This is a genomic window from Halorussus salinisoli (assembly GCA_005239435.1).
Taxonomy (GTDB): Archaea; Halobacteriota; Halobacteria; order Halobacteriales; family Haladaptataceae; genus Halorussus; species Halorussus salinisoli.
Genome location: SZNP01000004.1, coordinates 1 through 22,811 on the forward strand (window position 1 = coordinate 1; position 22,811 = coordinate 22,811).

Below are 22,811 nucleotides of genomic sequence, written 5' to 3' on the forward strand. Positions count from 1 at the left end.
ACGAAGATCTCAACGGTGACATCCTCGGGCCTGACATCGACCGTCAGCGTGAGGGCAATGGCCACGTTCATGTGCGCGGGGAACGTCGCGGCGGCTTCCGCCGCCGTCCCCGAGAATATCGGCTCCCCGTCCGGCAATTCGGTTACGTCCACAGCGTCGTCGACGTACGGTTCGAGGTACTCCGGAGGCCGGTAACAGCGCAACGAAACCCCGTCCACGGTTCCGTGCCTGATTGCGCCGACGCCGTCCAGGCACGCGATAGCGCCCGACGGGACGCGGACCCGCGAATCGTTTTTGTCGGCCGCTGTCCGAACCGCGTCCAGGAGGTCCGGGTCGCGAAACGCCCCCACACTCAGCGCGACGAGGTCCGCGCCTGTGGACAGGATATCGACGGCCGACTCCGCGACGACTGCCTGACTTGCCGTCTCGACTACGACGTCGACCTGTTCGGCGACCTCAACTGGGTCGGACGCGATGTTGACGTCGGCCTCCGAGTCCAGCGACGAGACGACAGCCCGGGCCCGCTTCGGCGTTCGGTTGTACACGCTCGACAGCCGTGCCCCGGGCACCAGTCCGTCCACGAGGTGTCCAGCTACTTTCGATCCTAGTGCTCCGGTCCCGATTAGCCCGACTTCGTACATGGCGATACTAGACACTAGCGTTTGATAATAATCTTGCTACCGTCTTCAGAGGCGACCAACAGGGGCTCGCCGAACCGCGTCGCTCGCGATCCATTGAACTGGTCGCGGCATTGGAATCATCCACTTACCCATTATCTCCGCCTCGCGGCGATATCTTAACTCACTCGGTTCTCAATCTACACCGAGGAGGAAGTTTGATTGCATTTTATATATCTGGCTGAGATGCTCCGGGCAAGGTATATGTTATAACAGATGATTACATATCTTGTGGTACGATGACAAATGACAAGAGGGGTACGAGTGATCAGGTGAATCGCCGGAACGTCTTGAAGGGTCTGAGCGTGACAGGCCTCGGAAGTATCGCCGGCTGTACCGGGGGTGGCGCCTCCGTCGGACAGGAAACGACCACGACGGTCGAGGGCGACTGGCCGGATTTGAGTGGGCAGGAGGTCCACTTCCTGGTGGACGAGACCAGCGACGCGTTCCGCAACTTCTTCTCGAACGTCGGCAGCGACTTCCAGGCGGCCACCGGCGCCACCGTCCGCATGGAGTACCAGGCCACCGGCGGGAGCGCCGAGGAGCGTCTCGCCCAGTTGCTCCAATCGGGTGACCCGCCGGAGGTCCTGCTGTCGTCGGTGTCCCAGTCGGCGCTATTTGCGGTCCGCGGCATCGCGGCTCCGGTCAACGAGGCGTTCCAGGCGGCGACCGATCGGTACGGCGAGCCGCGCCAGCGGATGCAGTACCAGGGTGACGAATACATGATGCCGTTCGGGAGCAACATCGGGATGTTCTGGTACCGGACCGACCTCTACGACGAGGCGCCCACCACCTGGGAGAGCCTGCTTCAGGGAGCCCAGAACGTCCAGGAGAACACCGACCTGAACGGGACGGCGCTTCTGGGTGGGACCAGCTTCTGTACCGAACTCCAACTGATGAGCTTCGCGTACTCGGCGGGAGCGAATGTGGCGGAGAACAACGACGGCGACATCAACGTCATCATGGCCGAGGGCTCGAATCGCGACAGGTGGATTCAGACGTTGTCGTACCTGCAGGACTTGAAGTCCTTCTCCGGAGGCAACGAGGACATCGGCTGTGAGGGTTCGACGGTGCTGGCCAACGAGAACTCCGCGCACGCCTGGTGGGTGGGGTCGCGGCCGAAGAACCAGTGCGTTGTCCAAGACAGACCCTTCGCCGGCGACGTCGCGGCAGTTCAACAGCCCGGCCCCGGGACGGAGGGTGCGCTAACGTGTGGTCTCACTGACGGTCTAATCACGTTCCAGGATGCCGACGTCGAGGCGGCCCAGACGTACATGGAGTTCTTCGCGCAGCCGAAGTACTTCACGCAGATCATGGCGATCACGCCGATTCACATCATTCCGCCGTTCCCCGGTATCTTCGAACTGCCGGCGGTCCAGCAGCAGCTCAACGAACTCCCGGACGTCTGGACCGACCATGACATCCAGACGATGAAGAACGCGACGGAAAACTACACGACGCTCGCCGACGAGACCGACCCGCCGAACCCGTACTCAGGGGCCATCTACGGGTCCAACATCCTCTCGGACATCATGTACGACGCGACGATTAACCAACGCGACCCGGCGGCGATCGTCGACGAGTACGCACCACAGATCCAGAACGTGGTGGACCAAGCGCAGCAAGGTTGATTATGAGTCTGGCTGACAAGCAGATCGGCGCGCGAACTCTCGGCCAGCGGTATCACGCCGCGCAGGACGCGGTGTTCGAGTTCTTGTCGCGGAAGTGGGTGTTGATCGGCATCACGGTGGTTCCGGTGATGGCGCTGTTCGTGTTCGTCAATCTGCTCCCCATCGCGTGGGCGATCAACGCCAGCTTCCACTCCACCTCGATCTACTCGCCGGACTGGACCTGGAGCGGCATCGAGAACTATCAGGCCGTGCTCACCGACGGCGGCTTCTGGATATCGCTGTGGCGGTCGCTGCTGTTCGCCGGCGGGTCGGTCGTGCTCCAGCTCATCGCCGGCACGGCGCTGGCGCTGATCGTCAACCGGTCGTTCAAGTTCGCGAACTTCGCGCGCGCGGTCGCGATGCTGCCGTACCTCATCCCGACCGCCGTGCTCGGATTCATCGCGCTGTGGATGGGGAACTCCCAGTACGGCATCATCAGCGACCTGCTCGTTCGCATCGGCGCGCTCGATAGTGCGGTTCCGTGGTACGGGTCAACGACGTGGGCCCTGCCGGCCGTGATTCTCACCAGCAGCTGGAAGTTCACCCTCTTCGTGACCATTATGGTACTCGCCCGGTTGCAGAGCATCCCGGAGGGGTTCTACGAGGCCGCGACCGTGTCCGGGGCGAACGCGTACCATAAGTTCCGAGATATCACGCTCCCGAACCTGAAGGGCGTGATATTTATCGTGCTGCTGTTGCGTGGCATCTGGATGTTCAACAAGTTCGATATCATCTGGGTGCTGACTCGCGGCGGACCGAAGGAAGTCACGTCAACGGCGCCCATCTACGCTTACGAAGTGGCGTTCAATAGCACCCGCCTCGGCAGGGCGGCGGCGACGTCGGCGCTGCTCTTCCTGATACTCGTCATTGGCGCGTTCCTATACTTCACCGTCCTCGAACCCGAAGAGGAGGTGCGTGTCGAATGAGTACCGACACGGGGCACGGCACCCAGGAAGTCGACTACCGGGGGAACGTTCCGCTGTGGCGACAGCTCTCGTTCGACCAGCGGCGGCGCGTCAAGAAGGTCGCGTTCTACATCTCGCTGTTCGGTGGCCTCGCCGTCATCATCTTCCCGCTGTTCTGGATGTTTAGCACGGCGTTCCGTCCGCAGAGCCAGATGTTCACCCGGCCCGTGCCACTCCTGCCGGAGTCGGTGACGCTCACGCACTTCCAGACGATCCTCACCGACTCGATGTTCCTCACCTTCTACGCGAACAGCATCATCGTCGCGCTGGGCGTCGTGCTTCTGACGACGGTGACGTCAACGCTCGGTGGGTACGGGCTCACCCGACTCGACATCCCGCTGAAGAAGACGTTCGCCCGGACCATCCTCTTCGGCTACATGTTCCCGCCGATTCTGCTGGCAATTCCGATGTTCATCTTCTGGCAGCGACTCGGCGTCATCGACACCTACGTCGGCCTCATCTTGGCAGAAACGGCCATCTCGCTTCCCTTCTCGCTGTGGCTGATGTGGAAGTTCTTCCAGACGGTCCCGGTCTCGCTCGAGGAGTCTGCGATCACCGCCGGCGCGACTCGGTTCCAGGCGTTCTACGACGTCGCGCTACCGATGGCCAAGCCGGGGATGATCGCCGTGGCGGTCTTCTCGTACGCCGTCTCGTGGAACAGCTTCACGATGCCAAAGGTGCTGATGATCAGCGAGAGCAAGTGGCCGCTGACCATCGGGGTCTACTCGTTCACCCAGCAGCAGCACGTCTACTGGGGACAGGTGATGGCCGCGAGCGCCCTCATCATCCTCCCGGCGTTCGTGTTCGTCTTCTTCCTGCAGAAGTACCTGCTGCGGGGCTTCCGGGCCGGTGGTATTGGGTAACGACCGTTCCGGCACCGCTACCCCGGCCAGCGGTACGGAGACGCATAAGAATTATACCCCTACCCGTCCTTGCGAATAGATAACGCCTATCAAACTAGTCCTGGTGGCAACAAATGTCAGTCATCGAAATAGAATCGCTTCGGAAGGAGTACAGTGTCCCCGGCGGAACGGAAGTCGCGGTCAGGGATATCGACCTCGAGATAGAGGAGGGCGATTTCTTCACCATCGTCGGCCCCTCGGGCTGCGGGAAGACGACGACCCTGCGCTGTATCGCCGGGTTGGAGACGCCGACGTCGGGAGCGATCCGCTTCGACGGACGGGACGTGACGAGCATCCCGACCAACAAACGCGACATCGCGATGATGTTCCAGAGCATCGCGCTGTACCCTCACATGACGATTCGGGAGAACATCCAGTACCCGCTGAAACTCAGGCACATGAACAAGGCCGAACGGGACGAAGAGACCGAGCGGGTCGCCGAAATCGTCCAGATTCCCGAACTCTTGGACAAGTACCCGGGCGAGCTCAGCGGCGGCCAGCGCCAGCGGGCCGCGCTCGCCCGGACCATCATCCAGGACCCCCTCGTGTTCCTCATGGACGAACCGCTGTCGGACCTCGACGCCAAGCTCAAGGTCGAGATGCGGAAGGTCATCCAGCGGATTCACAAGCGGTTGGGCAAGCCCACCATCTACGTCACCCACGACCAGGAGGAGGCGCTGACAATGAGCACCCGCATCGCCGTCATGAACGACGGCAACGTCGAGCAGGTCGGCACCCCCGACGAGCTGTACGAACAGCCAGCGAACCTCTTCGTGGCCGATTTCATCGGGAATCCGAGCATGAACTTCATCCCGGGCCACGTCGCGTCGGTCTCGGACGGCGAGGCGACTATCCAGGGTTCCGACGGCTCGATTTCGTTCAGCGTCGACAACCTGCCGGCGTCGTACGAGGGCGAGGACGTCACCGTAGGCTTCCGCCCGGAGGACGGCCGCATCTCGACCGACCGCTCGCAAGGCATCTACGAGGCTGAGGTCATCCTGCTGGAGCGCATCGACGACCGGTCGCTCGTGTACATCGAGGGCCCCGACGACGATATCCGAGCCACGATACCGAGTGACACCTCTATCACCGAGGACGAACCGGTGTCGCTCAGCGTCGACGGCGAGGACGTGTACCTCTTCGACGGTAGCGGAGACCTCATCCGGCGTGAGAAAGAGCCCGTCCTGTCCGAAGGGGCGTAATTAATTGTCGGCACGATTGTTAGCGACTACCGTTTCGAGAGACGTCCGCGGGGTTCTCCAATACAGTATAAGCTCTCGCACCAGCGTATGCACGAAGTCGATGCACGTTGCTGTACGACGATGTAATTAGTGAAACGGCAAAAATAAGAAACCACTATTTTCATTAATCGTACGTGAAATCACTCAGATGCGTTATTTCTATCGGTATCATTATGTGACTGCTTCACTTCCTTATCTGCGTATGTCAAGCTCTAACAAACAGGATCATCCCGTAAGGCGGCGGGAACTTTTGGCTGGGATGAGCGCATACTCAGCGCTAGCATTAGCCGGATGTACGGGGGGAGGGCAAACCACCACGACTGCTGGCGAAACGACGACTGGAAATAGTGGAGATACCACTCCGACGAGCGAACCGAAATCCGGGGGGAAAATGGTGTACTCGACGAGCGAGGCGGTACAGCAGCTACACCCCCACTATAGAATCGCTATCGTTGACACGCAATTAGCCGTTCACATCGTCGAGAGTCTGTTCATCCTGAACAACGAACTGCTTCCCGAGAAGCGACTGGTCAAAAGCTACGAGACGGAGGGCGACGGAAAGACGTACCTCTTCGAGATCCCCGAGGGTGTCATGTTCCATCCCCCGGTAAGCAGAGAACTGGTCGCCGACGACGTTGTGGCCAGTTTACAGCAGGTCAAGAACGACCAGGCAACCGTCGCGAGCGAGGATATGGCTCCAGTGAATGGGATTGAAGCTGTCGACGACTACACCGTGCGGCTAACCCTGGACCACACTTACCCCGCCCTCATTTCGTCGGTGCTGGCGAGGACGGACACAGCCATCCTTCCCAGGGAACACCTAGACAAGGACGCCGAACCGGTCGGAACTGGGCCATACGTGTTCGACACTTGGGAGCGGGGGAACTTCGCACGGCTCGAGAAGTTCGACGACTACCGTATGGACGGCGTACCGTACTTCGACGAAATCGAGACGAACCCAATCGCTGAAAACAGTACTCGACTAGATGGACTGCTCTCCGGTGACTCTCATGTCGTCGTCAATGTTCCGACCAACAACGCCGACCGCGTCGAAAACGACGACTCTTTAGAACTTATATCCTACAGCGGGTTCGTCAACGAGTTCTTGGCGTTCAACAACGCGAAGGAACCCTTCGACGACGTTCGCGTACGGCGGGCAATCAACCACACGATCGATGTCGAACAGGCTATCGAGTTCGCCCTTGATGGGTTCGGATCTCCGGCGGTCACAGTGCTCCCGGCGTTCCACGCCTACGCGATCGACGCGGACCCCGTTCCACAGGACTTCGAGGAAGCAACCCGATTACTCGAAGAGGCTGGATACGGAGACGGCTTCGAGATGGAGTTCCTCCTACCAGAAGTGTACACTCCGAGTGTAGAACTAGGAACGCCAATGCAGCAGTGGCTCGCCCAAGTCGGTATCGACTGCGAACTCCAAGTTACCACCTGGGATAATGTGCTCGAACGGACCTTCAGTACGGGTGAGTATGACATGACCTCGTTCCCGTTCCTCGGGACGCATGCAACCCCGTTTGGCGCCTTCAACAAAATCTGTCATTCGGAGGGGTCGCTGAACTACTTTAATTACGCGAGCGATGAGATGGACACCACGGTCGAAAACGCAGCACGGACGACCGACACGGAAGAACAACGAGAGTTGTACCTTGAGGCCCAGCGAATCTACCGTAGAGACGTTCCGTTCATCAATGTCTTCTACTGGGACCAGTTGTACGGCCGGCGCAACAGTGTGAAAGGCGACCTTGTCTGGGGACCGTCAGAACTTCGACTGTGGAACAACTGGTTCGACGACTAATACATGGGGCGAGGAAGTTACATCGTTAAACGGGTATTCACGTCGTTCCTCACCCTCTTCATCGTGAGCTTCTTTACGTTCCTCTTTACGCAAATCCTCCCCGGCGACGCAGCACAGATGATTGCAGGCAAGGAAGCCTCGCCCGAGCGACTGGAACAGATCCGTAGAAACCTCGGTCTCTACGAACCCCTCTACGTCCAGTATGCCGACTGGCTAATCGGGGTCCTAACACTAAACCTAGGTCGGTCGTTCATCTTCAACGAACCTGTGATTGAGGTTCTGGCCAAGCGAATCCCGCGGTCGGCTTATCTTGCGACGGCGACGGTTGTCCTCGGTGTCTCCCTTTCTATCCCCTTGGGCGTCATCGCAAGTCGGCACCGCGATGGGTGGATCGACTTTTTGGTCAGTTCATTCACCTTCGCGGGGATCAGCATTCCAAACTTCTTTTGGGGGCTAATCTTTATCCTTGTCTTTGCACGCACCCTGGAATTATTACCACCATCCGGATACGTCGACCCGGGACAGAACTTCGGAGAGTTTGTACGGCGATTGACCCTCCCTACCGTCGCATTAACGTGGTATCTCATGGCATACATAACAAGAATGACTCGGTCGTCAATGCTGGAGGTGATGGGGAAAAACTACATTCGAACCGCTGTAGCGAAAGGCGTCACGACCCGAAACGTCGTCTACAAGCACGGGTTGCGGAACGCGTTGCTCCCCACCTTGACGGTCATCGCGTTCCAAGTCGGCTACGTCTTCGGTGGTGTCATCGTCATTGAAACCGTGTTCGCGTATCCCGGCGTGGGCAGTCTCACGTACCAGGCGATCCTTGACAGAGACCTTCCCCTAATCCAAGGAGCCGTGATGGTGATCGCGACAGTCTTCATCTTCGCCAATCTCACAGTGGATATCCTGTACACGGTCGTTGATCCACGGATCAAGTACGGAGGTGACCGATGAGCCAACAAGTCGTACGAGACTCGCGGTGGGAGCGAGGACTTGAGCAGATTCAAGAGGCCATCCGGGCGATGTGGTCCAACCCGAAGTTCCTCGTCGGAACGTTCGGGTTGCTTACGTTCGTCATCGTCGCTACCTTCGCGCCGTATATCACGCCATACGATCCCTTTAAATTAGACGTGATGAACCGGGCAGCACCACCCAGCTTCGTACACCCGATGGGGACCGACAACTTCGGCCGCGACATCCTCTCGCGCATCATCATGGGCACGCGGACTTCCGTATACGTCGGTGCCGTCAGCGTAACCATCGCGGCGGGGATCGGAGTTCCACTGGGCATCATCTCGGGGTTCTACGGTCGTATGCTCGACGAATCGATCATGCGCCTGATGGACGCCTTGATGAGCTTTCCACCGGTTCTGCTGGCACTCGTCATTATGGCCTCCCTTGGACCAGAATTGACGAACGTGCTGATCGCGCTAGGCCTCGTATACACCCCGTTTTTCGCGCGAGTCACGAGGAGTGCCGTACTGGAAACAATCACTGAGGACTTCGTCGACGCTGCACGCGCCCGTGGCGAGTCTGACAAGTATCTAATGGTTTACGAAATATTCCCGAACACGCTACCACCACTCATTGTCCAAGCCACCATCACTTTCGCGTTCGCCATCCTTTCCGAAGCGGCGCTCTCGTTCCTCGGAATGGGGACTCAACCTCCGACGCCCTCATGGGGGTTGATGATTGCCGAAGGACGTGACTACCTTGCTAGGAGCCCATGGATGGTCCTCGCGCCAGGGATGGCCATCGGTACTGTCGTCCTCAGCCTGAACCTGTTCGGCGACGCACTCCGGGACTATATGGATCCGAAAGTCGATGCATCCGGTGGGGTTTAAGCATCCCTCCTGCCTGAACTATCAGCCCGATTAGTCCCGGTCAATCTGATCTGCAAGGTCAAGGATGCTGGCCGCTATCACAGTCGCCGCATCAATTACTTGGTCCAGACAAACGTTCTCGTCAGGGCCATGCTGGTTTGACTCGGCATCGCCCGGACCGAAGTGGACGCATTCACAGCCGTACCCCCCGAACCATAGCGCGTCTGTCGGACCCATGACGCCCTCCATCGGCACGTCGCCGTTCAACCCCCGAATGGCGTTTTCCCTGACCGTCCGTGCCAGTATCCCTTCCGAGTCAGCGACGTACGCATCAATACGGTGAGTCTGTTTCGAGGAAATCGACAATCCATCGGGTAGTGAAAGATCCTCGATCGTATTCAGGAACTTCTCGTCCAGCCATTCGCTCTCAACGTTCGGCGGCACTCGTATGTCAATGGTTGTTTTACAGGTAGATGGGATAACATTTTCTTTGATACCCGCGTCAAGCATCGTTGGGATACACGTCGGTGGTGTCATGCCCGGGATCGACACGTTGACGGTAGAGAGCTTATCGTTCAACGACCGCACGGTCGGTAGTAACGGTTCTAGACCGAAGATCGGATTTGCACCTTTCTGGGGATCTAACCCTGCGTGTGCAGACTTACCGCTTATCGTCACCTCGTACTGGAGGACGCCCGCCGTGGCATACCAGATACGGTCGACGTTCCCTTCAAGAATGGCGTACTCCGGCCGGAACTCGCCGGACTCTGCGAGATACTTCGCACCGGCAGTACTTCCCGTCTCCTCGTCTGCTGTGGCCGCCACTACCACGTTCAGTTTCGTCGGGAGCAAGTCCAATGCCTCCAGAGCCCGCACTGCCAAGGTGTAGGCAGCAATTCGGGCTTTGCAGTCCTTGGCTCCCCGCCCGTACAGCCGACCGTCAACGATCTCCGCGCCAAAGGGATCGCACTTCCATTCTTCGGCGTTCGCCGGGACAGTATCGAAGTGAGCGATCAAACCCAGCGTGGGTCCGTGGTGCTTATCTGGCGTCGCCAAAACGTTCGGCCTGGGTTCCGGTAAACCAAGCGACTCCAGAAGGTCTCTTGGGGCGTCAACTGTCCGGTGTTCCCACCCGACAACCTCGTAGTGCTCTTCTAACACGGACCGGATTCGATCATACTCACCCGGCGGATTTACACTCGGCGTCTTGACCAATTTTGTGAGGAAGTCCACAGCCTCCCCGCGATTATCTTCAACGGATTGGGTTATCTCGGCCCACTTGTCAGACGATACCATAACGAAACCACGTCCGTAGGTACGTTAATTCTACCTCATAGAGGAGACGGACGGTTAGCGTAGCTTTATCCTTCTAGACGGTTACTCTCGGATGGATGACCTTCAGCATTTGTGCGAGAGAATCGTATCTCGACGACGAGGAGCGAGAACAAATCCGGTACGGCGTAGCAGTCGTCACGCGGCTTCCACGAGTGGGCGCACTTTGTCCGTTCGCAAATCAGTCGGGAGCCGTCTCGACTCAAAGCAGGCTCAACGTTGAACTCGGACGCAAAGGCGTCGCGTATCTTGCCGACGGTCTCAGGGTCGGGGATGCATTGCCGGCGCTACTCAACGCCGATCCAAACGCCTCTCACCGGCAACTACACGGTGTAGACCAAGAGTCTGCGTTCGCTCATACTGGAGAAGACTGTGACGGATGGGCCGGGCATCTCGTCGGCGAGAACTACTCCATTGCTGGTAACCTGCTCCGCTCTGAAGCGGTCGTCAAGTCGATGGAGAAAGCGTACGTTGATGGCGAGCGAGACGACGGATTCGCACAGCGATTACTCGCAGTTCTGCGCGCTGGTGAGGAGGTAGGTGGCGATGCTCGGGACGAACTCTCAATCCAGAGTGGTGCGATTCTGATCCGGGACACAGAGGATTACCCGATTATGGAACCGGCGAGTCATGACGTCAGGATTGACGCGACCACTACGCCCGTTGATGATTTGCAGGAGACGCTCGACGCTGTTATCACCGCCCACCAAGAGGCTCTCAAATCGTTGCGGGAGAAGTACGCCAGACTGGCGTGACTTCGGCCATACGTGGCGGCTACCCCAATTCGTCTTTCATGACTTCACCATCCTTCACGACGAGATGGATGTTTTGGGGGTCGGAGAGCAGTTCGGCGTCCTCAATCGGATCCCCCTTTACAGCGATGAAGTCCGCAATGTAGCCCTGTTCGATCCGCCCAACGTCGTCCAAACCGAGCATCGCCGCCGTCCGTTCGGTGCAGACCTCGATGGTGTCCTCGGGATCGAACCCTCCTTCCCGAATCATGAGTTCGAGTTCTCTCCCGTTATGGCCGTTCGGGAGAGCGGTTCCAGCGTCGGTCCCCATTGCGAACGCGACGCCTCGTTCTCGCGCCCGTGGGAGCATTGACAGGTGATGGTCCAGGGCCCGGTCGGCGTTGTCGCGCATCCACTCCGGCCGCCTCTCGTCTTCGACCAGTGCGAACATCGTGGCGTATGTCAGCGTTAGGTAAACTTCTGACTCGGCAATGCGATTCATCGACTCTTCGTCCATCCAGATGCCATGCTCGATAGATCGGACGCCAGCGTCGAGACACGCCTGAATCCCCTCAGGGCAGTGTGCGTGGGCTGCGACAGGGACATCTCGGTTACGCGCCTCCTCGCTCGCTGCCGTCAGTTCTGTCGGGGTGAAATGAAGTTCGTGACCGCCGGACTCATCAGTTACGCCGTCCGTGGCCCACACCTTGATCACGTCGGCCCCCCATTTCAGTTGCGACCGTATCGCGCGACGTACTTCTAGCTGGCCGTCGACGACGCGACTTTTAGTTACGGACTGCTCTCTCATCTCGTCCGTTGCAATCCGTTCGGGGACTGTATCGCCGTGACCGCCGGTGGTGCTCAACCCTTGGCCCGCAGCGATAACTCTGGGACCCGATATATCCCCGGCATCGATTCGATCGCGGAGCTCGAAGACAACCTCGTTGGGACCGCCTAAATCCCGTACCGTTGTCACGCCAGCGTGGAGCGTTCGACGTGCGTTCTCGACTGCTCGAATAGTCGATCCCGCGATGGATTCCTCGAAAGGGCCGCGTGGGGGGACAACATCAACGCCGGTTCCGGTGAGATGGACGTGACCGTCGACCAGGCCGGGGAGAATGCTATACCCGTCGAGGTTGACCTCCTCGTCTACGGTCGACGGTATCGTAATCTCACCAGCCGTTCCCGCGTCCAATATCCGTCCCCCCTCATGGATTACCATGCCCGGTTCGATCGTTCTATCGGGGGTTAACACCCTGTCAGCGGTTACTACACGCTTCATTCGTAACTGTGGAAGCGACGCCGATATACATGGGTCTACCGGTGATGCCACTTGGTTATGAACGTTCGCGATGAGGAATCGCCTCCTAGGCACTACCCTCGTATTTACCTTTGTGTCGCGTCCTTCGGGAATCCACCATTGTATCTTGGATTACAGTATCTTATCCGCGTGTAGGTGAGCGTGCCTCGTTCAGAAGATTCACAGTTCCACTAGCGGGCACATTGAACGACCGACCCCAACCGTCGGAACCTTTAATTCTACGTAACAAGTTTTTCGTATTGACCAACGTGATTTCATCCTATATAGCCGAACTAATGGTTTGGAAAAGTATCCAGGGGGTGACCATCCGGAATGTCGTCCAAGAATTCTAGCACCCTGTTGGAAATTTCCGGGCTGACGACGGAGTTCCCGACGGAAGACGGGGTGATAACCGCAGTTGATGGCGTCGATCTCTCCATCGAGACCGGCGAGATACTAGGACTTGTCGGTGAAAGCGGTGCAGGAAAAAGCGTCACTGCTCACTCGATCCTCCAACTCATCGAGTCTCCGGGCCGAATTACGGAGGGAACGATCGAGTTCAAGGGCGTCGACCTGCGGACAAAGTCGAAAGCAGAACTCCGGAAGATCCGGGGCGGTGAAATCTCGATGATTTTCCAGGATCCGTTGACGTCGCTGAATCCGGTATACACCGTCGGGAGTCAGATACAAGAAGCGATAGAGCTCCACCAGAACGTGTCGGAGCGGGAAGCGCGGACTATCGCGATCGACATGCTAGCAGAAGTCGGGATATCCGACCCCGAAACCAGGGTAGATAGCTATCCCCACGAACTTAGCGGGGGAATGCTTCAGCGGGCCATGATCGCGATGGCGCTTTCCTGCGAACCGGATCTTTTGATCGCCGACGAGCCGACGACGGCGCTGGACGTAACAATAGAAGCACAGATCCTCGACATCCTGGACCGGATTTCTGAGTCGTTCGACACGAGCGTCCTCCTGATCACCCACGACCTCGGCGTTGTCGCCGAAGTGTGTGATACCGTTGGAGTCATGTATGCAGGCCAGCTCGTAGAGAAGGGTCCTGTGTCCGAAATTTTCAAAAATCCGCGTCACCCATACACACAGGGATTACTAGCTAGCATCCCCTCGATTACTGGTGACCGGTCGTCGAAAATGACGACAATTTACGGGTCGGTCCCTAATCCACGCTCGTTCCCGCGAGGATGTCGGTTTCACCCCCGCTGTCCCTACGCTATCGAGGAATGCAAGAGCGGGAAAATTCCTATGGAAGACATCGATAGCGGGCACCAAAGCCGGTGCATCCGCTGGCGGGAGATAAACACTGAGTGGCCGGAAGAGACGACCGCCGAGCTAACTCGAGGCATCTCAGGTGACGAATCGGTAATTAAAGTCGACGACCTTCAAAAGTGGTTCCCGGTAGAGGACTCGATCATCGACCGGATTGAGTTCGACGGCTCTCGCAATGGGTTTCCGATTGGACTCAAGCGGGAATACGTCAAGGCCGTTGACGGAATCTCGTTCGAGATTCAAGCGGGGGAGACGCTTGGTCTGGTAGGCGAGAGCGGTTGTGGGAAGTCCACTACAGCGAAGACCCTCATTGGACTCCTGAAGGCCAATGATGGTGATATCTTCGTCCGTACCCACGACGGCGAGCGACAGAACATTACTGAACTATCTAAATCCGAGCTCAGATCGATCCGCAGGGAAGTCCAGTTCATCTTTCAGGACCCGAACAGTAGCCTGAATCCCCGGAAGACCGTCGGAAAACTCATTGGCCGGCCGATGGAATTGCACGGGATAGCCTCGGGAACCGAGAAGGTAGAACGGATAGAAGAGTTGCTCGAAACTGTTGGACTTGAACCGGAAGACAGGACCAAGTATCCACACGAGTTCAGTGGTGGACAGCAACAACGGATCGGTATTGCCCGCGCGCTGGCCGTCGAACCCGAGGTCATGATCGCCGATGAGCCGACGAGCGCGCTAGACGTGAGCATCCAGGCACAGATAATCAACCTGATTATGGATATCCAACAGGAAATGGATTTTACCATCCTATTTATCGCCCATGATTTGAGTGTGGTGAGGCATATCTGCAACCGGATCGCCGTCATGTATCTTGGCCACATCATGGAGATCGGTTCCGTCGAAGACGTGTTCTCCCCGCCATACCATCCGTACACAGCCGCGTTGCTCTCATCTATTCCCATCCCGGATCCCGACGTGGAACGCGAGCGGATTCGTCTGGAGGGTTCCGTCCCCTCACCGATAGATCCCCCCAGTGGCTGCCCGTTTCATACTCGCTGCCCTCGATACATCGAAGGGGAGTGTGACACCGAATTCCCGCCAACCCAGCAGCTCACAGACGGCTCACATGTTACTTGTGTCCTTTCCGAGGAAGAGCTTCCGGCATCTACCGTTCTCGACGACCGGGGCTAGATAACTGGTTGTCTTTCGCCATTCCAAGACTTCAAGAGCACTTCGGGCCCATCAATTCTTAACACTTCTAAATACTGCTATTTCCTCCTGATATAGATACATTTCTCTAGGAGAGTAACTGAATGCACAGGTTACAGAGCTCCTCGCCGAGGCATCAACCCGCACCAGGCCAACGATTGGGAGACCGTCCACCCCACGAGCCCGAAATCAGAGTCACTACCCCATTTCTTCAGCAGTCGCCCCTCATGACCCGTCGAACACCGTCGACACCGCGATATTAGTTACCGGTTTAACTCTCCAGAGAAGCCCGTAATGAACGGGCGATCTGGCCCAGAAGTGGTGCTCAGGTTTATAGGGCGTTTGTAATCTCGGCAGCTTGCGTCAGACCATCGAACTTCGACACCATATTGCCATCGTCATCAAGGTCAATCGTTGAGGGAGAGACCGGACACCGTATTTGTTTGCCTCCCCTACTTTCTCGGTCGCATTGATTTTCTCGAACTTAACGTCCGACCGGGCAGCAACTATCTCTTGGAGGATTTCTTTCTGCTGAGGACACTGTCCACATGACGGTATGGAAACTGGATTAGCCGAGTCATTGTTGGCATCTCTCAGTCGATGAACAAGCTCGCTACTCCAATCGTTCTCTTTGTCGCACCTATACCGTTAATTGCCTGTTTAGACGCGACCCCCGGGGTCGCGCGTAGATGTATGCAGCTCCCGCGATGTATGCACGATATCGGATGCACCGCACCCCGCGATGTGCATAGAATGACCCCGTTCTCTCAGTTCGTCACGATGGATCGGCTCGGTCTGCAGGGAGGGTACTTAAAGAGCGACCCCTCCAGTACCCGCAGTACAACGCTCTAGGACTCCCAGTGCATACATCGGTTCATATGGCCACCAAACGAACCACGCTCTGACTGAGCGACGAGCGGAAGCGGCCCATCGAACAAGCCGAGCAGATTGTCGCTGCCGATCCCCACGATGACCCACCGACCAGTGACGTCATCGACGCCGCGGTGATCCATCTCATCGAAAGTCAGGAGAACATCGATGCTGTCCGAAGTGAGTATCCGCCGAACGTCATTCAGGACATCGCCAACACCTCTGTCATCGGACTTCGCTACCGAACCAGTGTCGAGAGCACGTGGCGATAGATTATGCCGGTTCTGCTGAATCATTCAGAGCGAGTAGCAGTCACGCTGGCCAGTGGGTCCGTCCCCGAAAACGGGCGCCGCCGTTCGAACGTCGTGCTTGAACACCCACGGTAGGCGGTGGACCACTCGCTGTGTCCCGCAGCGCCTCAAGCGCCGAGCCCACGCCCGAGCGTTCTTTGTACTGGCGCGCGCTCTGTGTCGCATGCACCTTACGCTCGATCACGTGCCGTTTGCGTGGCACGACCTCGACGAGATCACCGCCGAGTTCGACCGCCTCGGTCTGACCCCGGACTACGGCGGTGTCCACGACAAGGGTGTCACTCATATGGCCGTCCTGGGGTTCGACGACCAGTCGTACGTCGAACAGGCCGAGGGCACCAGCCGGGACCGGATCTATCGCCCGGTGTCAGGAACGTTTGACCGAATTGAGGGGGAGTAGCGTCCTCTGGCGTTTTCCTTTAGTTATCCTCAGCAGTTGGTGGCGTCGGTGTACCCATCGAACCGTGAAATGGAGACGTCGTCATAGAACTCGGTCGGATCACCCGCAACGAGTTGTCGAGCGACAATTGAGCCCACAGCGGGCGCCAATTGAATACCGCTCATGGTGACCGCCACGGACAGCCCCTCGAGAGGGGTCCAGCCCACGATCGGATTGCCGTCCGGTGTACTCGTCCCGACACCTACCCATTCGTCCACGAGTTCTGCATCGTGGAGTTGTGGCACCAACCGCTCGGCCCACTCAAGTGCCGTCCGGCGAACCGCATCGGGAGCGGTGTCACCGACCGTCTCGGGGTCGTACCTGGTGGCCCCGTCATTCTCGCCCGGCGTGTACGTGACGAGGACCACGTCGTCCCGCTTCCGGTGGAGGCCGACGGACGACTCGTGGGATTTGATGGCGGGCAGCGTGTACGGGAACGGGCGGTCGAGTTCCAGGGCAAACACTGGCGACAGCACGTGTTCGACGGGGAGGTCCAGTCCAACGGTCTCGGCCAACTGGGCGTTCCACGGGCCGGCGGCACAAACTACTTCGTCGGCGTCAACGGTGTCGGTCTCATCCGTTGTGACGCCCGTCACGCGGTCGCCGTTGGTTCGGATATCCGTGACCGTGGTGTTCGTCTCGAACGTCACGCCATTTTCTTTAGCACGCTCAATGAACTCGAAGGCCAAGTCCCGCGGCCCGAGCGTTCGGCTGTCACCCTGGATGTAGCCATACCGGGGGCGATACAGCGCCCCGTCGACGATGTCTGTGTTGAGGGGCGGGATGAGAAGCGATTTCCGCACTTCGTCGCCCGGAATGTACTCCATAAGACCATCTCCGAATATCCCAGGACTGGACCTGACCGACTCACAGGCCACCGCTTGCTCGGACTCGTCAGCAGCGAGTCGTTCAAGCGTCGTTGCACCACTTGGGGAGGTCGCCACTCTGAGTCGGCCCGCCTGCCGGTATCGGGGAGAGGCCGCTGGCTCAGCGAAGAACTCATTGTAGAGGCGGAACCCGTAGTGTTTCAATCGAGAATGTGGGTCAGGACCGCCGATCCCGATCATCGCAGTCGACTTGGACGTCGTCTCTGAGGCCAGGTCAGTGCGCTCGTAAACAGTGATCGGATCGTCAGTCCGTTCGCTCAGGTGATAGGCGACGCTCGCGCCAACGATTCCACCGCCGACAATGACGTATCTTGGTGTAGGCATCCTCGTATTGAGTTGTGGAGCGATAGTTCGCTCCTCGGCCGGAAAAACACTCGCCCATTCTGTTGGCACATCAACAATAGTGCCGTTGTCGAATGGAGAGGCATTCTTCGGTCACACGGTCCGGGAGCCAGCAACTATTACTGTTCAGTATCTACAGGTGGCTATGTGTGGTCGGACCTCGCTGTTTGTCTCGCAGTCGGTCCTCGAAGAACAGTTCGACGCGACAGCGGTCAGCACGTATTCACGGTCGCCCTCTGTCCGGTTGCGATGAGCAATTAGACATGCGTTCGCTATCCCTTTGAAAATCCCCTTGCAGTTCTTGTGACTCGTCCCCTCGTATCCGTACTCTAAGGCGGTTTTGGCGCTATCGATGCGACCGTCTGACTCGTCGATGATGAAGGGCGGTGCATCGTCCCAGCTCTCGAGCACGTCTCTGGTCTCTTCAGTGAACGCGTTGTCGCGTGCCAGCGGCTGTTCAACGTACGTCAACTGAGCGAAGAGGTCGGAGAGGCGAGGGTCCAAGGCATGTGACTCCCATTGGCGCTTGAACTCGCGAGCGGACTCTCTGACTCGGAATGTGGGCATCTCCAATGATGACTCCTCACGTAACGGCAGCCAAGTATCCATTGCAGACATCCGACCTAGACGTGCTTTTAAACATAAATAGTTGGAGAAGAACAGGTTGCTACTCAAAACCGCGGCAGTCGTTAGGCAGACTCGGTCTCGAACGCGCGACGGAGTCGCCGGATGTGGCCATACGAGTATGTCACACCGTACTGTTCCTCGATATGATCACGTATGAGCTCCGTTGTCCATGCCGCAGCGTCAAACCCAAATGCGGCTGGTGACTGGACTAACTCGGCTTGAAGTTGCTCCCTTTCGTCGGGCGTCAAGGCTGACGGTCGTCCCGGCCGATCGTCATCCTTGATGGCCTCGTCGATCGACAGCTCCTCGAAGCGGTCGAGCCAGTAATACACGGTCGACCGTGGAATATCGTACCGCTCACTTAATGTGTCCACAGTGACGCCGTCTTTATACGCGAGCGCGATCATCAGCCGTTTTGCGGCTTTCCCGGTCGAGACGCGTTCGACCGCCGCGTGCAGATCGTCAACCGCTACATTGGAGAGTTTGGCCATATACGTATGGGCATTGTCCTGGTACAAAAATACAATTATTTCTGTCTGACTTTTTCTCTTAGCCCCCTCTGGCAAGATACTTTTAGGCTCTCTGATTACAGGCGAGAGTTGTCCGTCGACTTCCGTGGTTTGCCTTGACCGCGTCGAGGGCCTTGTGAGGCCGTTGCTCTTCCACCCATGATGCATCACTCTCGATGCTCACGATTTCGTAGAAAAGGCGATTCCAGTAGAGTGGATAGCTTCTGTTGGGATTCAGCCCCTCTCAGGTGACCCATTCACCGTCTGCTAGGAACACGTGTGTCACCTCTGGTCTGGAGTGTGGCTATTCGTCGCAATCTTCTCGCTCAAAGTCCTTGCAATCGAATCGTGTTACCCTACTCGAAATACTCCTCTCGTTTTACAATCTCACTGAAAGCGACGTTTTGTTTGACATTGGTGATCTCGATAGTGACTCGATCGCCTTTGTCTGCATCGGGCACAATAATCACATAGCCCCGCTCAACACGGGTAATGCCATCCCCTTCATCCCCGATATCATCAATGTCGACCTCGCGGACATCACCTTCCTCGACCGGTGGCCCAGACGCGTCTCCCTCCTGTCTTGGTTCAATTTTGGCTTTGTGCTTCGATTGGGCCTCCGGAGAGCGGCCGTTGGGTTCGCCGGCTGTAGTAGCGAGGAGTGCCGTGCGGTAGACCTCACCGGGTGTAAGATTCCCGTTCGTTATTTCGTGCTTCGGGATCTCAATGACGTAGGAATCTTGCTGCTCGTCAACTTCAGCACTGAAGATACAGAGCAAATTGTCGGGAATATCCATTCGTGAATCGCTATGTGGAAGGAGCCAACCAGGATACCTTGAGTCTACCGGATACTAGTCTCTCGTAGATTCCGACAACTACGTAGAGATCGGCATGCAATAGAGTGCAGTGAGAGGCCAACCCAACTGGCCACATCAAACCGACCAAATTACCGGAACTCCTCACACCATTTCCCGGTCTGAACTGATGACAGGCTGATTCTCAATGCCGACCCTTATAAAACATATGTTCATTGCCACTTAGGCAACCTCGACTCACCGGATTCTTCGAAGAACCTTGAACCTCTATATGTCGAGTAATCAGCCACCAACCCTTGATGAGGTCGGCGACCAAACGGAATACTGTCTAACGATGTTCGACGACATCCTCGTCCCCACGGACGGCAGTCCCTGTGCAGAGGTGGCCGCCGAGTACGCCGAGGACCTGGCGACACGGTATGATGCGACCGTTCACGCACTCTGCGTCGTCGATCCGCGCGCGCTCGAAAACGCCCCACAGTACGACCAACTCAAAGAGGAGCGATCTGAAATTGCAGAACGAACCTGCGCGAAGTTGTCTATGACTGGAGTCAAGACCAAAGAAGCCGTTCACACCGACGTCCCCCATACAGCAATTCTACAGTATGCAAAGGATCAAGGAATCGATCTCATCGTGATGGGAACTCACGGGCGAACCGGCGTCGAACGGTATTTGCTCGGGAGTGTCACCGAGAAGGTCGTTCGGCTCTCGGACGTGCCAGTGCTGACGGTCAAAGCTGAAGGCTGCGGTGAGGTTACCTACCCCTACACCGACATATTAGTGCCAACTGACGGAAGTGAGGGAGCTGAGGCCGCTGTCGGCCCTGCCGTCGATATCGCCCACACCTACGATGCCCGCGTACACGCACTCTCCGTCATCGATACGATGGCGATGGGAGTTGACGTCTGGTCAGGGGCAATCCTCGACGCACTCGAAGAATCGGCACAGTCGGCGGTAGAGTCCATCGAGGAGCAAGCTACCGAAGCGTCGGTGTCTGCGGTCGAAACTGCGATAGAACACCGGAATCCCTATCGAGGGATTCTTTCCTACGTCGAGGAGCACGATATCGATCTGGTCGTGATGGGCACTCACGGACGCAGTGGCATCGAGCGATATCTCCTCGGGAGCGTCACTGAGAAAACAGTGCGTACGTCACCGGTGCCTGTGATGACGGTTCGGCAACCAACGTAGTTCTGGGAGCTATGTGGTCTACCTCTCGAGATAGCATTTATGAACGTCGAGTTTCCATAGAAAACACCCTCTAATCGAAGTCCAGGGCTCGAGTCATCCGCTCCTAGTGGTGAATTGCTGCAATTCGAGGCCTCATTCTTTTCCAAGAAGGCCTGTTATCCCTGATGATGGCTGAGATCAAACGAGCAGTGGGTCTGCTCGAAGCGTCGGTCTATGGCGTTGGTCTCATTCTCGGGGCGTGAATCTACGCCATCCTGGGCGAGGCGGTCGCAGAAACCGGTGAATCGATCATCGTCTCCTTTGTGCTTGCTTCCGGCGTCGCTACCTTCACGGGCTTGAGTTACGCCGAACTCGCGTCACGCTATCCGAAGGGTGAAGGCGAGTATCTCTACGCGTGGGCCGCGTTCAGGAACAAACGGCTCTCGGAAGTCACGGCACTCCTCCGCGTACTCACCGGAATCATCTCCGCGGCAGCGGTCGTACTCGCGTTCGGTGGCTACCTCGCTGCCTTTGTTCCCCTCTCGATTGTGCCCATGGCAGTCGGCCTCCTCGTCGTGATGTCGATCATCAACTTCTGGGGCATCGAGACCTCCGCGAAGGTGAACTTGCTGTTCACCGCAATCGAGATCGTTGGCCTCCTATTCATCATCGCCCTCGGAATCGGGTCGTGGGATACGGTCGAATTTGGCCAGTTCAGTCAAGGGACGACTGGCGTTCTCAGTGCGACCTTTCTGTTGTTTTTCGCCTACGTGGGGTCGAATCACTGGTGAACATCGCCGAGGAGATGAAGAATCCATCAAAGACGATTCCGTGAGCCATCGGCATCTCGATCGTCCTCTCGACGGTCGTCTACATGCTGGTCAGACTCTCTGAACTCGGGCTCGTAGACTGGCAGGTGTTAGGCGAATCGCCAGCCCCGCTGGCCGAAGTTGCGCTCGCGGGATGGGGTGAAGGAGCGTTCGTCGTCCTCTCTGCGATCGCGCTGTTTGCGACGGCGAACACCGTGTTAATCGTACTCATTTCGACGTCACGCGTCGTCTACGGCGTCTCGAAGGAGGAATACAATTCGTTCCCCTCGGTATTCGCTCGGGTACATTCGAATCGGAAGACGCCGTACGTGGCGGTCTTACTGGTCGCAGCCGTCACGATTCCGTTCGCATTGGTCGGCGATCTCGGATTCGTCGCCGGACTAGCGAACCTGGCTCTGTTGGCCGTGTTCATCATCGTGAACCTATCCCTCCTGAAACTCCGGTACGCAGGTGAACCGCGAGACAGCGGATATCGGGCCCCGCTAAACATTGGATATTTCTCGATTACGGCACTCGTCGGCTTGGTATCAAGCCTAGGGTTGATTACCTTCTATCTGTTCCAGGTGCTCCTATAAAGCCCGACGAGTTCTCCTCTTCTCCCGTGGACTCCAGTAGCTTCGGGCGCTTTCAACAGGCCGAAATATACTAGACGCCGACGAGAACAATTGGATCGAGGCACGTTTCGAGTTCTCAGGCCAGTTCGATCCTATCCTTGCACGCATCGATGAAGTCGGGAAGGGTGGCGGCTACGTCCGGTTCGAGCATGATCGTGACACCGCGCTTATCGTCTAGGAAGAGGTGAATCGCCTTTCCCCGCTCGTAGTTCACGATGAGGTAATCGGACTCGCCGAGATGGAAATACACCCCTTCCGCGTGTCGCTTGTTGTAGACTGCCAATGAGCGGTGAATTACGTAATCGAGCTGTATACCCTTAAGGTCCCCTTCTAGGTCCTTCCGAACGTGGTGGAACCGGTAATCGTAGCTCTTGCTGTTGTAGTTCACAACCCATCGCAGGTCTTCGCCGTACTGTTCTCGGAGGAAGGAGACTAAGTCGTCGAAATCGAACTTGGCCATACGGTGTTTAGTTTCTCGG

22 protein-coding genes are annotated in these 22,811 nt (G+C 57.5%); 14 read left to right on the forward strand and 8 right to left on the reverse strand.

The window, feature by feature from the left end:
• Positions 1-641: aspartate dehydrogenase domain-containing protein (locus tag E2484_RS11375; protein WP_137285918.1), on the reverse strand; the 641-nt coding region annotated here is incomplete at its 3' end.
• A gap of 275 nt (positions 642-916) precedes the next feature.
• On the opposite strand from E2484_RS11375, the gene E2484_RS11380 reads away from it, so the two are divergent.
• The 7 genes from E2484_RS11380 (at position 917) to E2484_RS11410 (ending at position 9,121) form a co-directional block, all read left to right on the forward strand.
• The gene (locus E2484_RS11380; RefSeq protein WP_137285366.1) at positions 917-2,308 is read left to right on the forward strand and encodes an ABC transporter substrate-binding protein; all 1,392 of its coding nucleotides are present in this window, start codon (positions 917-919) and stop codon (positions 2,306-2,308) included.
• A 2-nt stretch (positions 2,309-2,310) separates the two neighbouring features.
• Positions 2,311-3,273 (forward strand): carbohydrate ABC transporter permease, encoded by a 963-nt coding sequence (locus tag E2484_RS11385; protein ID WP_137285367.1) that lies wholly within the window; start codon positions 2,311-2,313, stop codon positions 3,271-3,273.
• Positions 3,270-4,175, forward strand: coding sequence for a carbohydrate ABC transporter permease (locus tag E2484_RS11390; protein WP_137285368.1), 906 nt, complete (start codon positions 3,270-3,272; stop codon positions 4,173-4,175). Before E2484_RS11385 ends, E2484_RS11390 begins: the two co-directional genes overlap by 4 nt.
• Before the next feature lie 113 nt (positions 4,176-4,288).
• The gene (locus tag E2484_RS11395; protein WP_137285369.1) at positions 4,289-5,416 is read left to right on the forward strand and encodes an ABC transporter ATP-binding protein; all 1,128 of its coding nucleotides are present in this window, start codon (positions 4,289-4,291) and stop codon (positions 5,414-5,416) included.
• Between the two features lie 430 nt (positions 5,417-5,846).
• On the forward strand, positions 5,847-7,268 hold the full coding sequence (locus E2484_RS11400; protein WP_170977313.1) for an ABC transporter substrate-binding protein: 1,422 nt from the start codon (positions 5,847-5,849) through the stop codon (positions 7,266-7,268).
• A gap of 3 nt (positions 7,269-7,271) precedes the next feature.
• Positions 7,272-8,231 carry an ABC transporter permease gene (locus E2484_RS11405; protein WP_137285371.1) on the forward strand — a complete coding sequence of 320 codons (960 nt, stop codon included), beginning with the start codon at positions 7,272-7,274 and terminating at the stop codon, positions 8,229-8,231.
• The gene (locus E2484_RS11410) at positions 8,228-9,121 is read left to right on the forward strand and encodes an ABC transporter permease (protein WP_137285372.1); all 894 of its coding nucleotides are present in this window, start codon (positions 8,228-8,230) and stop codon (positions 9,119-9,121) included. Before E2484_RS11405 ends, E2484_RS11410 begins: the two co-directional genes overlap by 4 nt.
• A 30-nt stretch (positions 9,122-9,151) precedes the next feature.
• Here E2484_RS11410 and E2484_RS11415 read toward each other — a convergent pair whose 3' ends face one another.
• Positions 9,152-10,396 (reverse strand): M20 family metallopeptidase, encoded by a 1,245-nt coding sequence (locus tag E2484_RS11415; protein ID WP_137285373.1) that lies wholly within the window; start codon positions 10,394-10,396, stop codon positions 9,152-9,154.
• 95 nt (positions 10,397-10,491) lie between these two features.
• Here E2484_RS11415 and E2484_RS11420 point away from each other — a divergent pair, with 95 nt between their 5' ends.
• The gene (locus E2484_RS11420; RefSeq protein WP_137285374.1) at positions 10,492-11,187 is read left to right on the forward strand and encodes a DUF1028 domain-containing protein; all 696 of its coding nucleotides are present in this window, start codon (positions 10,492-10,494) and stop codon (positions 11,185-11,187) included.
• A gap of 19 nt (positions 11,188-11,206) precedes the next feature.
• Here E2484_RS11420 and E2484_RS11425 read toward each other — a convergent pair whose 3' ends face one another.
• On the reverse strand, positions 11,207-12,445 hold the full coding sequence (locus E2484_RS11425) for a metal-dependent hydrolase family protein (RefSeq protein ID WP_137285375.1): 1,239 nt from the start codon (positions 12,443-12,445) through the stop codon (positions 11,207-11,209).
• Positions 12,446-12,796: 351 nt separating this feature from the next.
• Between E2484_RS11425 and E2484_RS11430 the strand changes: the two genes are divergently transcribed.
• The 3 genes from E2484_RS11430 to E2484_RS11445 all read left to right on the forward strand — a co-directional run bounded on the left by E2484_RS11430 (position 12,797) and on the right by E2484_RS11445 (position 16,498).
• Positions 12,797-14,899 carry an ABC transporter ATP-binding protein gene (locus E2484_RS11430; RefSeq protein WP_137285376.1) on the forward strand — a complete coding sequence of 701 codons (2,103 nt, stop codon included), beginning with the start codon at positions 12,797-12,799 and terminating at the stop codon, positions 14,897-14,899.
• A gap of 923 nt (positions 14,900-15,822) precedes the next feature.
• Complete coding sequence (locus E2484_RS25985) at positions 15,823-16,059, forward strand: DUF7386 family protein (protein WP_394347913.1); 237 nt, start codon at positions 15,823-15,825, stop codon at positions 16,057-16,059.
• A gap of 202 nt (positions 16,060-16,261) precedes the next feature.
• The gene (locus E2484_RS11445; protein WP_137285377.1) at positions 16,262-16,498 is read left to right on the forward strand and encodes a VOC family protein; all 237 of its coding nucleotides are present in this window, start codon (positions 16,262-16,264) and stop codon (positions 16,496-16,498) included.
• 29 nt (positions 16,499-16,527) lie between these two features.
• On the opposite strand, the gene E2484_RS11450 is transcribed toward E2484_RS11445, so the two are convergent.
• From E2484_RS11450 to E2484_RS11465, 4 genes are all read right to left on the reverse strand, one after another.
• Positions 16,528-17,748, reverse strand: a complete 1,221-nt coding sequence (locus tag E2484_RS11450) for an NAD(P)/FAD-dependent oxidoreductase (protein WP_137285378.1) — start codon at positions 17,746-17,748, stop codon at positions 16,528-16,530.
• A gap of 144 nt (positions 17,749-17,892) precedes the next feature.
• Positions 17,893-18,375 (reverse strand): hypothetical protein, encoded by a 483-nt coding sequence (locus E2484_RS11455; RefSeq protein ID WP_321112476.1) that lies wholly within the window; start codon positions 18,373-18,375, stop codon positions 17,893-17,895.
• Between the two features lie 80 nt (positions 18,376-18,455).
• Complete coding sequence (locus E2484_RS11460; RefSeq protein ID WP_137285379.1) at positions 18,456-18,884, reverse strand: helix-turn-helix domain-containing protein; 429 nt, start codon at positions 18,882-18,884, stop codon at positions 18,456-18,458.
• A 374-nt stretch (positions 18,885-19,258) separates the two neighbouring features.
• Positions 19,259-19,699 (reverse strand): TRAM domain-containing protein, encoded by a 441-nt coding sequence (locus tag E2484_RS11465; RefSeq protein ID WP_137285380.1) that lies wholly within the window; start codon positions 19,697-19,699, stop codon positions 19,259-19,261.
• 352 nt (positions 19,700-20,051) lie between these two features.
• Here E2484_RS11465 and E2484_RS11470 point away from each other — a divergent pair, with 352 nt between their 5' ends.
• The 3 genes from E2484_RS11470 to E2484_RS11480 all read left to right on the forward strand — a co-directional run bounded on the left by E2484_RS11470 (position 20,052) and on the right by E2484_RS11480 (position 22,293).
• Entirely contained in the window at positions 20,052-20,909 is an 858-nt protein-coding gene (locus tag E2484_RS11470; protein ID WP_137285381.1) for a universal stress protein, read from the forward strand.
• Positions 20,910-21,163: 254 nt separating this feature from the next.
• Positions 21,164-21,679, forward strand: coding sequence for an APC family permease (locus E2484_RS11475; protein ID WP_321112643.1), 516 nt, complete (start codon positions 21,164-21,166; stop codon positions 21,677-21,679).
• 53 nt (positions 21,680-21,732) lie between these two features.
• The gene (locus tag E2484_RS11480; RefSeq protein ID WP_321112644.1) at positions 21,733-22,293 is read left to right on the forward strand and encodes an APC family permease; all 561 of its coding nucleotides are present in this window, start codon (positions 21,733-21,735) and stop codon (positions 22,291-22,293) included.
• Positions 22,294-22,408: 115 nt separating this feature from the next.
• Here the strand turns inward: E2484_RS11480 and E2484_RS11485 are convergent, their stop codons facing one another.
• Positions 22,409-22,792, reverse strand: a complete 384-nt coding sequence (locus tag E2484_RS11485) for a hypothetical protein (RefSeq protein ID WP_137285384.1) — start codon at positions 22,790-22,792, stop codon at positions 22,409-22,411.
• Positions 22,793-22,811 lie beyond the last annotated feature (19 nt).